Genomic DNA, 14,773 nt, shown 5'->3' with positions numbered 1-14,773 from the left:
TTCTTCTAAAAAAAACCTACCACCATGGATGAGAATCACGTAATGATCTTTGACACCACGCTCAGGGACGGGGAGCAGGTTCCTGGCTGCAAATTGAATACGCCGCAGAAGATCGAGATCGCCCGTCACCTGGAAGCTTTGGGTGTGGATGTGATCGAAGCGGGGTTTCCCATCTCCAGCCCCGGAGATTTCAAGTCCGTCGTTGAAATTTCAAAACACGTCACCGAGCCCATCGTGTGTGGCCTTTCCCGAGGCGTCAAAAAAGATATCGAAACTGCCGCGGAGGCCCTTAAATACGCCCGGAAACCGCGCATCCATACGGGAATCGGTACCTCTGATTCACACATTAAATACAAATTCAAAAGCAACCGGGAGCGCATCCTGGAATGGGCAGCCGAAGCGGTAGCCCATGCCAAAAAATATGTGGAAGACGTAGAATTTTACGCCGAAGATGCAGGCCGTACGGACAACGAATACCTGGCACGGGTCTGCGAAGCGGCGATAAAGGCTGGCGCTACGGTGTTAAATATTCCGGATACCACCGGTTACTGCCTGCCGGACGAATACGGTGCAAAGATAAAATACCTGAAAGATCACGTGAGGGGCATAGAAAACGTGGTGATCTCTGCACACTGCCACAACGACCTGGGACTGGCCACGGCTAATTCCATCGCTGCCGTTATGAATGGCGCCAGACAAATCGAGTGCACCATCAACGGTATTGGTGAGCGGGCAGGGAATACCGCGCTGGAAGAAGTCGTCATGATCATGAAACAACACCCCCGGCTAAATGTACACAACCGCATCAATGCCAAGCTTCTGAACCCCATCAGCCGGCTGGTTGCCGAACGCATGGGCATGCTGGTGCAGCCGAACAAAGCCATCGTGGGAACCAATGCCTTCGCGCATTCTTCGGGCATCCACCAAGATGGAGTAATCAAAAACCGGGAAACCTACGAAATTATCGACCCCATCGAAGTGGGTGTGGACGAGTCGATGATAGTCCTAACCGCGCGCTCGGGTAGAGCCGCCCTCGCCTACCGCGCTCACAAAATCGGCTATCAGCTTACCAAACTGGAACTCGACAAGGTCTACAAGATATTTTTGGATCATGCCGATCTGAAAAAAGAAATTCTGGACGAAGACATTCATTTCATCATCGCCGAAGCAGGCATACAACAAAAACAGGAAGTATAAGAAACGGGGCATACGCCCCGTTTTTCATGCATCGCTGGCCGGTAGACCCGAACCCTTCCGTGGCAGAGCCCTTCTGCCGGTTGATTCAAAAAAAAGTTGTTGCTTCCGCGGCGGTAAACCCGTAAATTATCCGATCAAACATAACCTCACCCATCCATGAATACCTGGCTTACAACTATAAGCTCCTGGCTGAAGCAGGCATGCACAGTCCTTCTCCTGCTCTCCGGTATCCAAGCTGCTACCGCGCAACAGTACGACCTATTGTTAAAAAACGGGCATGTCATTGATCCGAAAAACGGGATCGATGCTGTCATGGACGTAGCCGTCAAGGGCAACGAAATCGCGCTGGTGCAGAAAACCATTGCGCCAGACCTGGCGGGTCAGGTCATTGATGTCAGCGGTCTGTATGTCTGCCCCGGCCTGGTGGATATCCATACACATAATTTTTACGGACTGGATCCCTACGGGCAGTACAGCAACGGCTACAGCTCCATTCATCCGGATGGATTTACCTTTCCCTATGGCGTGACGACGGTCGTGGACACCGGTGGAGCCGGCTGGCGAAACTTTGTGCAATTCAAGGAACAAGTAATCGATCGGGTCCAAACCCGGGTGTTGGCCATGCTGAATATCGTGGGGTATGGGATGAAAGGCTCCCCCTACGAACAAAACCTAAACGACATGGACCCCAAGATGACCGCTTTGGTTGCCCGTCAATTTCCGGAACACATTGTGGGCGTCAAGGTCGCGCATTATTCCGGGCACCAATGGGAGCAAATTGACCGTTTGGTGGAAGCCGGCGAACGGGCCAATATCCCCGTAATGGTAGATTTTGGCGGTGCCAACCCTCCCCTGTCGCTGGAGACGCTGTTTATGGAGAAGCTTCGACCCGGAGATATCTACACCCATATTTTTGGCGGTGGAGGCTTTGGCAGGGAAGCCATCATCGATAAGGGAGGCAACCTTCGCCCCTTCGTAAAAGCTGCACAAGAGCGGGGAATCGTCTTCGACGTGGGGCATGGCGGCTCAAGCTTTGCCTTCAAGCATGCCATTCCTGCGATGGAACAAGGCATTCAACCGGACGTAATCAGTACCGATAGTCACATGAACAGCATCATGAGCGGCATGAAAAACATGAACAACGTCATGTCGAAGTTTTTAAACATGGGTATGAGTCTGAACGAGGTGATTGCAGCATCCACCTGGATTCCCGCCCAGGTAATCAAACGGCCCGAATTTGGACACCTGACACCCGGAGCAGGAGCCGACATCGCCGTACTCAATATTCTAGAGGGGAACTTCGGATTCACGGAACGGACCGGAATGGGAAAAATGATGGGAAAACACAAATTTGAAACCGAACTCACCATTCGGGGTGGAAAAGTAGTTTGGGACCTAAATGGTCTGACCGCTCCGATGTGGGACGAGTAGGCAAAACAACCTGTCCATGAAACGACGACATTTCTTTCAAAAAGCCGGGGCCCTTTCCGCAGGAATTGCACTGGGCCTGAGGCAAAACAGCGAGGCTGCCGAGTATGCTGCCAATTTCAAAGAGCAGCCCTTTACGGTAGGGATAAATGATTACAAAGTCGACTACTACGTGCCCGGTCTTGGTCAGTCGTTGTCCATTTTGCACGTAACGGACACGCATCTTTGGCGCGACGACGAGCGAGGACAACCCTACCGCCAATTCAGCAAACGAATGGCCGCCGCATACAACGAAACCAGACATTTCCTTACTGGGAAAATCACCCATCCGGAGGAAGCCTTTGAAGCCACGCTGCTAGCGGCCAAAGAAGCAAAGGTGGATGCGATTACCCTTACCGGTGACCTGTTTAGTTTTCCCTCCGAAGCAGCCATCGAATGGGCCCTGGAAAGGCTAGAAGCCGCTGGTATTCCGTATTTTTATTCCAGCGGGAACCACGACTGGCACTACGAAGGCATGGAGGGAAGCTTGCACGAACTGCGGGAGACCTGGATAGAAAAACGCCTGTTACCCCTCTATCAGGGGAGAAATCCGCTGATGTACGCGGAAACCGTAAAGGGAATCAATCTGGTCAACATTGATAACAGCTATTATGAAATTCTACCCGAGCAACTCGCTTTTTTTCAGGAGCAAGTGCGCAAAGGGATGCCCATGGCTTTGATGATGCACATTCCCCTGTATGCGCCCGGGCGAAGTCTGGGCTATGGATGCGGTCATCCGCAGTTTAATGCCGCCAACGATCGCAACTACGAGTTGGAACGACGCCAACGCTGGCCAGAAGCCGGTCACAGCGAGACCACCAAAGCTTTTCACCGGGCTGTTTTTGAAGCGCCTAATCTGCTCGGCGTATTTGCCGGGCACATTCACCGGCAAACGGTGGATTGGGTAAACGGCGTTCCGCAGTTTCTGACACAGCCGAATGCAGCCGGGGGATACCTGGAAGTAAACTTCCTGCCGATGGATCCTGCCGATCAGATAACTCTTTCCCGAACCGTATAAACGCCTGCTAAAGTTTGGCCTTTATTTTTTCTTCGTCCAGACCCGCCTGTAAGCTCCCGTCTTCGAAACGAATAATCGGCCGCTTGATCATGCTGCTCTTTTCCCGCAAAACGGGGATGGCCGTATCCCTGTTTTCCACAGCAGATTTGACAGCTTCGTCCAGCTTCCGGTACGTAGTCCCCCGCTTGTTAACCACCTGCTCCAATCCCAGCGCATCGATGAAACTGCCCAGCAATTCGGCATCGGGTGACTGCTTTTTGTAGTCCACAAAATCATAGGGCTTGCCTGCTTCTTCAAACAAGGCAAAGGCCTTCTTCATCGTGTTGCAATTCTTGATACCGTAAATTTTTGTACGCATAATGGATTTCTATTTACTATGATTTGGTTCGGTTATTTCCCTTTTTTGGAATATTTATTGAGGCTTGTTTACTGAAACAAATTCTAACCGATAAAAGAGTTGATTCATGAATTATTCAAAAGTATCCAAAGTATCCCTTTTTTCCATGCTTTTGGGCATTTGTCTTGCCTTCGACACGGTGGCCCAGCAACAAGTAAACGACAATTTTTCCGATGAAGACTACCAGAAATTTGTAGCCATCAACCAAAGCCTGGTACCCATGCAGGCAGAAGTAGAGGCCAAAATGGTGGGGATCCTGGAGGAAAAAGGAATGGAGGTACCCCGATTTCAGGAACTGATGAAAGCGCAACGTCAGGGCAACATCATGGACGCCACCGACGATCCCGATGAGATCACGATTTTTAATCAAGCCGGACAGGAGATTATGAAAATCCAACAGGAAAGTCAGCAGCAGCTTCAAAATCACATCACCGACAACGGCATGGAAATTCAGAAATTCCAGGAAATGTCCATTGCCTACAACCAAAGCCCAAAAGTCAAGAAAAAAATCGACGAAATGATGGCCGAGGAGAATCGGAAACAATAACGAAAACAACTAAAAAGGGAGTACGTTTACTCCCTTTTTTGGTCGTACCCGATTTTTTCCAACGCCTCTCTATTTCTAAGGACAAGTACCATTCATACCCCTATTTCTACTTTCCTTCGCTTTTCCGGTAGGTGTTTTTGGTGGGTTTTTCTTATATTTCCACATGTTTAACGCACCTACCTTCCCGAAACACTTGTTGTTTACTTTCGCTGCTTGCTTCAGCCTTACGCTTTCCTGGGGACAGGAAGCCCGCATCAGCGAAGCGCCCGTCAGCTACACCACCTACCCCTATTCGGATCCAAGCCCTCTACCCTCGCTGGCGTACAAACCGGATATCTATCCCTATTTCCGGTTTGAAGGGTACAGCGTAGACCCGGTAAAAAAAGACTGGAACCGGGTGACCCTTGAGAACGACTACCTACGGGTAACCGTGATGCCAGAAATCGGCGGCCGGGTCTGGGGAGCGGTAGAAAAATCCACCGGAAAAGACTTCATTTATGAAAACGAAGTCGTTAAGTTTCGCAACATTGCCATGCGCGGTCCCTGGACCTCGGGTGGTATCGAATTTAATTTTGGCATCATCGGCCATGCCCCCTCTACGGCCTCGCCGGTGGATTACATTACCTACGAAAACGAGGACGGCAGCCTGACCTGCGTGGTAGGAACCATGGACCTGCCTTCCCGGACACAGTGGCGGGTAAAGATCAACTTACCCAAAGACAAAGCCTATTTCGAGACCGAAGGGATCTGGTACAACCCCGAGCCCCTGCGTCAACCCTATTACAATTGGATGACGGCAGCAGCCCATGTGGGAGACGATCAGGAATTCTTCTACCCCGGACACATCGCCCTGCAGCACAGCGGCGCCTTGATGGACTGGCCCGTGCAGGAAGGTCGACAGGTAAGTATGTATGCCAATAACGCCTTCGGATCCAGTAAATCCCACCACATGGCGGGATCCTTTCAGAACCATTTTGGAGGCTATTTTCACGATCAGGGATACGGTTTCGGCCATTTTTCCAGTTACGACGACATGCCCGGTAAAAAATTGTGGCTTTGGGCACTGTCTCGCTCCGGCGGTATTTGGGAAGACCTGCTGACCGACGAGAGCGGGCAATACATGGAATTTCAAGCGGGCCGGATGCTCAATCAGTTTTCCCCTTCCAGCCGGCAACCCAGCCCACTGACCAAGGCCGGTTTTGCCCCCTACACCATTGACCGCTGGACGGATTATTGGTTTCCTGTAAAGCAGATCGGCGGCATCAGCGCCGTGACCCAAAGCGGGGTATTCCACCTACAGGAAACCAACGAAACGCTTTCCATTGCCATCAATCCCCTTCAGCCGATTCAGGAAAACCTGCAGGTCTACATCAATGACCAGCCCGCCCAAATCCTTCCCCTGAAAGGACAACCCATGGACGTAATTACCAAAGAGGTGGCCCTGGACGGCCCGATTCAAAAGCTGGAATTGGTTTTGGGCACGGAAAAAGTGTATTCCTGGGCAACCGAAGATCCCATGAAACTGAGTCGGTCCTTTGATAAAGCCGGGGCCGCGCCCCTTTCCGCTACCGAAGCCTTGTATTACAGTGCCCGCCAGGACTATTACAGCAGAGCCTATCCGGAAGCCCAGGCCAAGTACGAGGAAATTCTCCGGATGGAACCGGGACACCCCCAGGCAAACATTGATTATGCCGAACTTCTCTTCCGTTTTGCGCGGTACGAGGAAGCGCTGGAGCAAATTGCTCAGCCCCTTTCCACTGATTTTTTTGACCCACAGGCGAATTTTGTGGCCGGTGGTATTTATCGGGCAATGAACCGGCCCATTGATGCACTGGAAGCCTACGGATGGGCATCCCGGTCCATGGAGTTTCGCTCCGCGGCCTACACCGCCATGGCGGAGATCCATCTCGCTGAAAACAACCTGGACCATGCAGCCGATTATGCCCAAAAAGCATTGGATTTTAACGTGCACAACATCATGGCCTACCAGGTACTGGCCGTCAAGCACCGGCTGGCGGGAGAAAAACAGCCCGCCGCAGATGTCCTGGAAACCCTTTGGGACATTGATCCCCTGAATCACTTTATCCGGTTTGAACAGTACCTCAGCAGGCCTGATGCTGAGGCATTGGAGGCATTCCAATCCTTGATTACCAATGAATTCCCCTACCAAACCTACCTGGAGCTGGCCGCTACCTACCTGAAATACAATCAAAAGACCGATGCCTTAAAGGTGCTCGAAATAAGTCCGGACCATGCCCTGGTAGATCTTTGGAAGGCCTTTCTGGACGAGAAGCAGCAGGAATCGGCACTAGACGCCTTGCTGGCCAAATCCATTGCCTTTGTGCTGCCTTACCGGAAAGAAACGCTCGCTATGCTGAAGCAGGCCCGTGAGAAACGAAGCCACTGGAAGCTCGATTACTACCTGGCCTTAAATCTGATGGCATTTAATGAGGCCGCCCAGGCAGCAAACTTGCTGACCGGGATCGGAGAAACTCCGGAGGAGGCCACCTTTTACCTGAACCGGGCCCTATTGCTCGAGAAAGCGGATAAACGAGATCCCCTTGCCGATCTGAAAAAAGCCTGGGAAACGGATCCGGACCAATGGAGGCATTGGCAGCACCTGGCCCGGTATCGTGCAGAAAACGGAGAGGAAGAAGAGGCGCTTTCCTTGCTAAAAGAAGCCACGAATAGGTTTTCGGGAAATTATGTACTGGAAATGGATTATATCCGGGTACTCAATAGCCTGGGCCAGTACAAAAAGGCAATGGCCCTGCTCGACAAAATCCACGTGCTTCCCTACGAGGGAGCGGGGGAAGGACGGGCGCTCTTTGAGACGGTGTACCTGAACGCAGCGCTGGAAGACCTGCAGGCAAAGCGTTGGAAGTCCGCCCGTACCAAACTGGAAAAATCCCTGGAATGGCCCGAAAATCTGGGTGTAGGAAAACCGTTCACCACGAACGAAACCGTGCAGGATTACTTGCTGGGACTGGTAGCCAAAGCCCAGAACCGGGAGGACATGTTCCGCTCCCACATGCAGCAAGTGGTAGCTGCTACGGCCGACATGTCTCCCAACCGTTCCGAGCAACTGCTGGCCTTGTATGCCCTGGAAGCCCTGGGCGAAAACGAAGCTGCTTCCGCTCTTTGGGAAGAAATCCAGGAAGAGGGGAACGAAGAAACGGTCCGATTTATCGGCGGACTTTACCCGGGCACCGAGGAAGCGATGCGGTCCGGGTCGGGTGATCGCCGGGAAGCGCTCCTGGAAAAGGTAGCAAAAGTAAGGCGGGACCTGCGGTAAGCTGCCGGCAATCGAATCCAGGGATCGGTAAAATAAACCGGCAAGGCCCTGCCCATCGCCCCGTATGCGATTTTTTACCGGGCTTTCGAGAGGCCAACCTGTAGCCCCCTGGGAAACACATAAGGAACGGTTCACCTGTTTTCCGCCCCTTGTAGCTGCTTGAGAATTCGTCTGATTTTTACCTTTACCGAAGCGCTCACTTTTTCCAATGAGTCTTCGCAGAGCAAGCGAAATTCATTTTTTAGCTCGGGAAAACGTTTAACAATCTCAAAATAGGCCGCAAAGGCGGAGGCTTTGACAAACGCGCGATCAGACGACAAATGCTTTCGAACCGCGGGCTCCAAACGCTCTGCCTGCGCATCGGTCAACGAAATTTGGGGAATCATTTGCAGCAGGTGGAGCCGACTTTCCCAAAAGCGAAGTTCTGGCAATTTATTTATGAGTTGGTCGACCTGATCGGATGACAACATTTTACCCTGATCGATGTGATGTTTCAGCACCCAACTGCTGGAAACCTCCACTGCGTGCTCATTTTCTAAAAGCGCGAGGGTGGCAGGGATAAAGGACGGATCTTCCCGGTTTTCCAGGTACAGTTGTCTCAAGTGAGCGGTATGGATCCCGTCCCATTTCAGGTAGGCCGCTTTCAGCGTGTTTTCCATCTATTTTTCAGTTTTCCCGAGGAGTGCATGTCGATCGGCTCTTATTTCAGCAATGAATTCTACTCATCTAACGCCAGCACCAGACATGTGATCAGCTTGAGAGGACCGGGCCTTCCCCTGTTTTGTGCGCGACGTGATCGCTCTTTTTTATATCTATTGATTTTCAGTTATTTACGATTTTTAGATTTGAATTTTGGGTCATGCGGGGCTATTTTTAGCCTATGTTTGTTAGAAAGAACAAGAATAGAAGTGGTTCGGTAAGCATTCAGATTGTCCGAAAGGTTAAGCGGAAAAACAAATTGATCAAAACGGTGGGCATTGCCCACACCAAGAGGGAAGAAGAACTGCTTTTATTGCTTGCTAACAATGAAATTGAACGTTTGAAAGGTGTTTCTGCGCTGTTTGTTGAACATGATGATCTGGTAGTAGAAAGTTTTGTAGAAAGCCTCTCAAACGACCATTTGCAGAAGGTTGGAGCAGAACTTGTTTTAGGCAGGATATACCAAAAAATAGGCTTCCCGCAGGGCGGGTCACTCGATTATTTTAAAAATCTCGTTTTGTGTCGGTTGGTTTATCCTGGAAGCAAGCTAAAGACCGTTGAGTACTTTAAGAAACATCTAAAAGTAGATGTCAGTGTCTATTCTATTTATCGTTTTCTTGACCAGGTGGATCAAAGTCTGAAACCTATTATCGAGAAAACAACTTTTAACTACACCAAAAAGCTTTTGGATGGTCGTATCGGAGTCGTCTTTTATGACATGACTACCCTTTACTTTGAGGCCTCAGAGCCCGATGATTACCGGATTCCGGGTTTCAACAAGGACGGCAAGCATCAGCATCCCCAGATCATGATCGGACTTTTGGTCAGTAACAATGGCTATCCCATCGGCTATCAAATCTTTGAGGGGAACACATCGGAGACAAAAACTTTAATACCTGTACTCCAGAACTTTCAAAAGAAGTTTGATATCGCCACACCCATAGTAGTTGCAGATGCGGCCCTGTTATCCCAAGCCAATATTGATGCTTTGCAAGAACATGGTTACCAATACATACTGGGAGGAAGAGTGAAAAATGAGACGGAAGTCATAAAACAGCAAGTAATTGCCCTTCAGGTAGCCGAAGGCAGGCCACAAGAAATAAAATCAAAAAACGGGAGGTTGATTGTCAGCTATTCAGCAGGAAGGGCTAAAAAGGATGAAAAAAACCGGGAAAAGGGGCTGAAAAGACTGGAATCGAAAGTAAAAACCGGAAAGATCAGCAAGCAACACATCAACAACCGAGGGTACAACAAATACCTTAGATTGGAAGGAGAAGCCAGCGTGAACATTGATTATCAGAAATATAATGCCGATAAAATCTGGGATGGGCTGAAAGGATATATAACCAACACTCTGCTCAGCAGGGAGGAGATTATTGGCCAATATTCACAGCTATGGCAAATAGAAAAAGCCTTTAGAATATCAAAGACAGACCTAAGAATCCGACCGGTTTATCACAGGCTCAGAAACCGGATAGAGGCCCACATTTGTATTTGTTTTGCAGCTTACACGGTATATAAAGAACTCGAAAGGCTTATCATTATTAACCAAATCAGACTATCTCCCGAAAAAGCCATAAACGAGATCAAGGAAATAAAGCAGCTGAGCTATACCTTACCAAAATCAAAAGAGACTAAAACCAAAATCCTAAAGCCTACGAACGAGCAGGAATGGTTATTAAATTTGGAAATTTAATCTTGGGTCATGCGTTGCACAAAACAGGAAAATAGGCCGCAAAGGCGGAGGCTTTGACAAACGCGCGATCAGACGACAAATGCTTTCGAACCGCGGGCTCCAAACGCTCTGCCTGCGCATCGGTCAACGAAATTTGGGGAATCATTTGCAGCAGGTGGAGCCGACTTTCCCAAAAGCGAAGTTCTGGCAATTTATTTATGAGTTGGTCGACCTGATCGGATGACAACATTTTACCCTGATCGATGTGATGTTTCAGCACCCAACTGCTGGAAACCTCCACTGCGTGCTCATTTTCTAAAAGCGCGAGGGTGGCAGGGATAAAGGACGGATCTTCCCGGTTTTCCAGGTACAGTTGTCTCAAGTGAGCGGTATGGATCCCGTCCCATTTCAGGTAGGCCGCTTTCAGCGTGTTTTCCATCTATTTTTCAGTTTTCCCGAGGAGTGCATGTCGATCGGCTCTTATTTCAGCAATGAATTCTACTCATCTAACGCCAGCACCAGACATGTGATCAGCTTGAGAGGACCGGGCCTTCCGAAGCCTGACTTCAATGCAATTAAATTAATCTTTTTGGCTCTCTAATTTAATTAAAAATTAGCTATTGCAGATGAAAGACATCCAAATGTAGCAGGGCCATCACGGCATCCCATGCCGTGTGTCGTGTGGAAATAGCCAGAATTTCGATCTAAGACCAAGCGGGCAATTGGCCCGGGTGGGAGTCCAATAGGCAACTGTCGAATAGACCAAAAATGTCCGTACTCTTCCTTCCTATAATGAGAAATACTATGCGCGTCGGTTACCTTAACGATCCAGAAATTTCTCCAATCCGGCGTCTTTTTTAGCAAGGAAGTATGTCGGAGGTTGAGAATAGTGAAGCCTACCCCAGTCGAAAGCGAATCGGAAGATACATCCATGCAGTGGTGGGACTGCCTTGAAGATCGCGGGCAGGAAGGAAGCCCCCGGTGTATCGATCCAGTACCCTTTCCACTTCTTTGACCAGTCCGGGATCTGAAGAAGCGCGGTTTACCACGGTGCTTTCCGCCAATTTGCCGCGCTCATCGATTTTCAAACCAACCCAGATTTCCCCTTCTGCCCGGTTATTTCTGGCAGATTGGGGATAGGACAGGTTCTTGCCCAGGAATTCATGCCAGACCTTCATGCTAGGTAAACCAGGCTTAAAAACATCTCTATCCACAGCTTCCACTTCTCCATCGGGGGCTATAAAGGAACCTTGGCAGTTTAGTGGGCTATCACAAACCAGGTCGAGCACCAGTTTGTCCCCTACAAATACTTTGGTATAATTGGCATTGTCTTTACGATACTTGAACTGCGTATACATCAAGGTGCCATCCGAGGCATACTGTTTCTCTTCTTCCCATACCGGTTCGAGAGGCTCAGCCGCTTCAAACATTGATTTTTTCGCAGAAACCAAAGCGTAATTAAGGTCATAGGTTTTTTCCACCAATTCCCCTTCTGAAGAAACGGTGACTATTTTGCTGTATGTTTGGCCTTCATCGCCAGATTCTATGGGCAAAAAATGTGCGTCCAGGGGGATGATTTTCCTCTCCTGCGCTTCCACAAGACCGGGGAATACCAAATACCCAAGTCCTACGACTAAACCGAGAATTGTCCATTTGCACTTCATTGTACGAAACTATCACAAATTTGATAATTTATCAACTAGAAACTTATTTCAATACTTAGCTTTTACCTGATACAGCGCCATTTACGCATCGTACTTAAGCCTACACCGCTTGATAAACCAGACCCTATTAGCAGGAAAACCATTAAAATTAATTAGGTTTTTATTGTTTAACAATAAATATTTATTGTTATTTGTCAAACCATGAAAATTCGAAGACTATGAACTGGAAAGAAGCCTGGAAGAAAAAGTGGGAAACCCAACCCATATTGATGTTACTCACCGTCATCATTTGGTCGATTTTTATCGGACTATGTATCAAAGGCGGAACCTTATTGTTTACCTCCATATACAGCCTCTTCAAACCTGAGGTGGCCCAAAACCTTTACCAGGGATTGGATTTGTCGGTGGCCAGGGAATGGCATACGGGATATTACCTGGGGGCTATATCCTTATTGCTAGGGATTTCGATAGCCAAGGCCTATATTTTCTTTTTGGTAATCCGGGTTTTTCTGGCGATTGACCTCCTTCACCCTTTCAGCAAGGAAGTGTCAGTCCTTATTTCCAAAATTGGCAGAGTTACCGTTGAGGTAGGTGTTTTAATCATTATAGCCTCCGGGTATTTTAATTGGTTGTCTTCCCAAACAACATCTAATCCTGCACTCAGTGGATTTTTGGGTGGTGCATTTGAATACCTGATTATGGGTGCCGTTATCTATTCCATTGCGTTGGTCTTCAAACGAGGTGTAGAAATCCAAACCGAAAATGACCTAACTGTATAGCCATGCCCATTGTCGTAAACCTAGATGTCATAATGGCAAAACGAAAAATGTCCCTAAACGAACTCTCGGAAAAGGTGGATATCACCCTCTCAAACCTTTCCATCCTTAAGACCGGTAAGGCAAAAGCCGTCCGGTTTACCACCTTGGAAGCGATTTGCCGGGCCCTGGACTGTCAGCCGGGAGATATCCTGGAGTTTATCGAGGATTGAGGTAATTTGATTTCTGCTACATTCTACATATAATAGGAACTTCAAAGCCCACGCCGATACAAAAGTAATCGCCAAACGAACTGGCAGCGGCTGCAATGGTAAAGGTGAAAGATCCAAAAAACCGCTTCTGACTAATAGGGCTTGAAATGTCTTTTTTCAACCAAGGGACGCCAGCAGCAAACTGGCTCAACCAAAGGGGGAAAGAATCTATAAAAAATAATATTCAGCCAAAACTTCATGCCTGCTTTAATTACATCAGGTCATTGCAACGATCAAACTTGTAACCATTTGGCCAAAGGCAACTGGTGCCCATATGCGTTCGATTTTACTGGGCGTAATGGTATTCATCAGCGTAGCAATACCAAAAAAGACCACCAGCACCCATATCCCTACCGAGGCAATGGACTCGAGCTCCGGAAATAGCCGACCCGCTCTGGCCCAGGCAATGACGATCATCCCGGCCAGAACCAAGGCATTGATCCCCGCTACCACACGCATGTTTAGCGGGTATTTGCCGGGGTACTTGCCACCCATGGAGGCGGCACCCCAGGGCATGCCAGCCGCCAGGCCAAGCTGAAAAAGAATCACGATACTTGTCAGGGCAGAAAAAACGAAAAGGGATACCGTTACTATCATTGCTTTTTCGTAAACAGGCTCTCAATGTACTAAAAATCCGTTTGCAGGTGTTGAAAAATGGAAAGAAATCCGCATTCATCGAAACAAACCGCTTATTTTTTGCCATCAGAGTCCCTGGCGCCTGCGAAGGATTTTACCGATCCGATTGAAGGTGATTTCCGATAATCCCCAGGTGTACCCGTCAAAATTGGTCGTATTCACAAACTGGACCACCACCGTGTCGATATCCTGGTAATACCTGGCGAAGCTCTGGTAACCCGGAATCAGGCCGGTATGCGCGTAAACGTAAATGGAAGAATAGATCTCCTGCTCCTTGTCCGTCAGCAGGGAGCCATCGTTTAGTGCCCGGAGAAAGATTCCTACATCCCCGGCGCTGGCTACCATGGAGCCATAGTCCGTAGTCTTGATATCTTCCTTCACACCCACATAGTATCCGCTCATCAGCTCGTCCATTTTCACCTCATGGATAGAGGCATACGTATTTTTCAGTCCGAGGGGAAGGAAAACCTCCTCCTGCATGTATTGGAATTTACCATACCCCTGCACCTTTTCGATCAGCAGGGAAAGTAAGAGGTAATTGGTATTGGAGTACGCATAGGCTTCTCCGGGTTCAAAATCAGCCGGTCGGTCAAGTATCAATGCCAGTGCCTCCTCGCTGCTGCCGGGCGGGTTGATCCAAAAATCGGGCGTATCCGTGAAGTTGGGAATGCCCGTTCGGTGTTGCACCAGCATGCGAATGGTAATCCGTTCGGCATTTTCAATCCTTCCTGCCAATTCGGGGAAATAATCCGCGAGTGTTTTGTCCAGGGACAGACGCTCCGCAGCAACCAGCTTTGCGATCAGCACCGCATCGTACAATTTGCCGATACTGGCAATCTTAAACAAAGCATCCGGTCGGGCAGGTATTTTCGCTTCCCGATTGTGCCATCCGGCGGCAAAAAACTCCGGCTCCTTTCCGGCTTGATCTACGAACACGATGATGCCATCAAAATCGTGTTTTAGTGCCTGCGATACTTCTTCTTCGACCGAGTCCGGAAGTGGTGCCAACCAGGCAAATAACAGCGTCCAGGGTACAAAATAGAGGGAAATCGGTGTCCCGATAAACAACAGGACTCGGGTGATTTGTTTCGTATTCATCGTTTCAGCTTTGTGTTTCAATAACCCAACCTGACTGCTTTCAGGAGGGCTCG

The 14,773-nt window shown here is 49.1% G+C and carries 14 protein-coding genes; 8 read left to right on the top strand and 6 right to left on the bottom strand.

Annotation, left to right across the window (positions count from 1 at the left end; translation table 11 throughout):
• Positions 1 to 24: 24 nt before the first annotated feature.
• The 3 genes from ABWH99_RS05445 to ABWH99_RS05435 all read left to right on the top strand — a co-directional run bounded on the left by ABWH99_RS05445 (position 25) and on the right by ABWH99_RS05435 (position 3,682).
• Positions 25 to 1,197 (top strand): 2-isopropylmalate synthase, encoded by a 1,173-nt coding sequence (locus ABWH99_RS05445; RefSeq protein ID WP_375585282.1) that lies wholly within the window; start codon positions 25 to 27, stop codon positions 1,195 to 1,197.
• Positions 1,198 to 1,353: 156 nt separating this feature from the next.
• On the top strand, positions 1,354 to 2,628 hold the full coding sequence (locus ABWH99_RS05440; RefSeq protein ID WP_375585281.1) for an amidohydrolase/deacetylase family metallohydrolase: 1,275 nt from the start codon (positions 1,354 to 1,356) through the stop codon (positions 2,626 to 2,628).
• A 16-nt stretch (positions 2,629 to 2,644) separates the two neighbouring features.
• Complete coding sequence (locus ABWH99_RS05435; protein ID WP_375585280.1) at positions 2,645 to 3,682, top strand: metallophosphoesterase family protein; 1,038 nt, start codon at positions 2,645 to 2,647, stop codon at positions 3,680 to 3,682.
• A 7-nt stretch (positions 3,683 to 3,689) separates the two neighbouring features.
• Here the strand turns inward: ABWH99_RS05435 and ABWH99_RS05430 are convergent, their stop codons facing one another.
• Positions 3,690 to 4,040 (bottom strand): Spx/MgsR family RNA polymerase-binding regulatory protein, encoded by a 351-nt coding sequence (locus tag ABWH99_RS05430; protein ID WP_375585279.1) that lies wholly within the window; start codon positions 4,038 to 4,040, stop codon positions 3,690 to 3,692.
• Between the two features lie 106 nt (positions 4,041 to 4,146).
• Here ABWH99_RS05430 and ABWH99_RS05425 point away from each other — a divergent pair, with 106 nt between their 5' ends.
• The gene (locus tag ABWH99_RS05425) at positions 4,147 to 4,626 is read left to right on the top strand and encodes a DUF4168 domain-containing protein (RefSeq protein ID WP_375585278.1); all 480 of its coding nucleotides are present in this window, start codon (positions 4,147 to 4,149) and stop codon (positions 4,624 to 4,626) included.
• Positions 4,627 to 4,789: 163 nt separating this feature from the next.
• Positions 4,790 to 7,921 carry a DUF5107 domain-containing protein gene (locus ABWH99_RS05420; protein WP_375585277.1) on the top strand — a complete coding sequence of 1,044 codons (3,132 nt, stop codon included), beginning with the start codon at positions 4,790 to 4,792 and terminating at the stop codon, positions 7,919 to 7,921.
• 131 nt (positions 7,922 to 8,052) lie between these two features.
• On the opposite strand, the gene ABWH99_RS05415 is transcribed toward ABWH99_RS05420, so the two are convergent.
• Positions 8,053 to 8,580, bottom strand: a complete 528-nt coding sequence (locus ABWH99_RS05415) for a hypothetical protein (protein ID WP_375585276.1) — start codon at positions 8,578 to 8,580, stop codon at positions 8,053 to 8,055.
• Between the two features lie 221 nt (positions 8,581 to 8,801).
• Between ABWH99_RS05415 and ABWH99_RS05410 the strand changes: the two genes are divergently transcribed.
• The gene (locus ABWH99_RS05410) at positions 8,802 to 10,316 is read left to right on the top strand and encodes an IS1634 family transposase (protein WP_375583274.1); all 1,515 of its coding nucleotides are present in this window, start codon (positions 8,802 to 8,804) and stop codon (positions 10,314 to 10,316) included.
• Positions 10,317 to 10,323: 7 nt separating this feature from the next.
• Here the strand turns inward: ABWH99_RS05410 and ABWH99_RS05405 are convergent, their stop codons facing one another.
• Complete coding sequence (locus tag ABWH99_RS05405; protein WP_375585275.1) at positions 10,324 to 10,734, bottom strand: hypothetical protein; 411 nt, start codon at positions 10,732 to 10,734, stop codon at positions 10,324 to 10,326.
• A gap of 457 nt (positions 10,735 to 11,191) precedes the next feature.
• Complete coding sequence (locus tag ABWH99_RS05400; RefSeq protein ID WP_375585274.1) at positions 11,192 to 11,959, bottom strand: energy transducer TonB; 768 nt, start codon at positions 11,957 to 11,959, stop codon at positions 11,192 to 11,194.
• A 218-nt stretch (positions 11,960 to 12,177) separates the two neighbouring features.
• On the opposite strand from ABWH99_RS05400, the gene ABWH99_RS05395 reads away from it, so the two are divergent.
• Entirely contained in the window at positions 12,178 to 12,738 is a 561-nt protein-coding gene (locus tag ABWH99_RS05395; protein ID WP_375585273.1) for a DUF2975 domain-containing protein, read from the top strand.
• A 2-nt stretch (positions 12,739 to 12,740) separates the two neighbouring features.
• Positions 12,741 to 12,947, top strand: coding sequence for a helix-turn-helix domain-containing protein (locus ABWH99_RS05390; protein ID WP_375585272.1), 207 nt, complete (start codon positions 12,741 to 12,743; stop codon positions 12,945 to 12,947).
• 255 nt (positions 12,948 to 13,202) lie between these two features.
• Here ABWH99_RS05390 and ABWH99_RS05385 read toward each other — a convergent pair whose 3' ends face one another.
• Both ABWH99_RS05385 and ABWH99_RS05380 read right to left on the bottom strand, forming a co-directional pair.
• Positions 13,203 to 13,583: a hypothetical protein gene (locus tag ABWH99_RS05385; RefSeq protein ID WP_375585271.1), complete on the bottom strand. Its 381-nt coding sequence runs from the start codon at positions 13,581 to 13,583 to the stop codon at positions 13,203 to 13,205.
• Positions 13,584 to 13,688: 105 nt separating this feature from the next.
• A complete protein-coding gene (locus ABWH99_RS05380) occupies positions 13,689 to 14,720 on the bottom strand; it encodes a serine hydrolase domain-containing protein (protein WP_375585270.1) in 1,032 nt (343 codons plus the stop codon).
• Between the last annotated feature and the right edge of the window lie 53 nt (positions 14,721 to 14,773).

Origin of the sequence: Cyclobacterium xiamenense (assembly GCF_042140265.1) — a bacterium.
Taxonomy (GTDB): Bacteria; Bacteroidota; Bacteroidia; order Cytophagales; family Cyclobacteriaceae; genus Cyclobacterium; species Cyclobacterium xiamenense_A.
The sequence above is the reverse complement of the archived record's forward strand: the minus strand, read 5'-3'. Positions and strand labels throughout refer to the sequence as shown.

What these genes read in the sequence shown, in the direction of transcription:
- ABWH99_RS05410 (WP_375583274.1), top strand. Translation starts at nt 8,802, where the DNA reads ATGTTTGTTAGAAAGAACAAGAATAGAAGTGGTTCGGTAAGCATTCAG.
- ABWH99_RS05425 (WP_375585278.1), top strand. Translation starts at nt 4,147, where the DNA reads ATGAATTATTCAAAAGTATCCAAAGTATCCCTTTTTTCCATGCTTTTG.
- ABWH99_RS05435 (WP_375585280.1), top strand. Translation starts at nt 2,645, where the DNA reads ATGAAACGACGACATTTCTTTCAAAAAGCCGGGGCCCTTTCCGCAGGA.
- ABWH99_RS05395 (WP_375585273.1), top strand. Translation starts at nt 12,178, where the DNA reads ATGAACTGGAAAGAAGCCTGGAAGAAAAAGTGGGAAACCCAACCCATA.
- ABWH99_RS05430 (WP_375585279.1), bottom strand. Translation starts at nt 4,040, where the DNA reads ATGCGTACAAAAATTTACGGTATCAAGAATTGCAACACGATGAAGAAG.
- ABWH99_RS05390 (WP_375585272.1), top strand. Translation starts at nt 12,741, where the DNA reads ATGCCCATTGTCGTAAACCTAGATGTCATAATGGCAAAACGAAAAATG.
- ABWH99_RS05440 (WP_375585281.1), top strand. Translation starts at nt 1,354, where the DNA reads ATGAATACCTGGCTTACAACTATAAGCTCCTGGCTGAAGCAGGCATGC.
- ABWH99_RS05380 (WP_375585270.1), bottom strand. Translation starts at nt 14,720, where the DNA reads ATGAATACGAAACAAATCACCCGAGTCCTGTTGTTTATCGGGACACCG.
- ABWH99_RS05445 (WP_375585282.1), top strand. Translation starts at nt 25, where the DNA reads ATGGATGAGAATCACGTAATGATCTTTGACACCACGCTCAGGGACGGG.
- ABWH99_RS05405 (WP_375585275.1), bottom strand. Translation starts at nt 10,734, where the DNA reads ATGGAAAACACGCTGAAAGCGGCCTACCTGAAATGGGACGGGATCCAT.
- ABWH99_RS05420 (WP_375585277.1), top strand. Translation starts at nt 4,790, where the DNA reads ATGTTTAACGCACCTACCTTCCCGAAACACTTGTTGTTTACTTTCGCT.
- ABWH99_RS05400 (WP_375585274.1), bottom strand. Translation starts at nt 11,959, where the DNA reads ATGAAGTGCAAATGGACAATTCTCGGTTTAGTCGTAGGACTTGGGTAT.
- ABWH99_RS05385 (WP_375585271.1), bottom strand. Translation starts at nt 13,583, where the DNA reads ATGATAGTAACGGTATCCCTTTTCGTTTTTTCTGCCCTGACAAGTATC.
- ABWH99_RS05415 (WP_375585276.1), bottom strand. Translation starts at nt 8,580, where the DNA reads ATGGAAAACACGCTGAAAGCGGCCTACCTGAAATGGGACGGGATCCAT.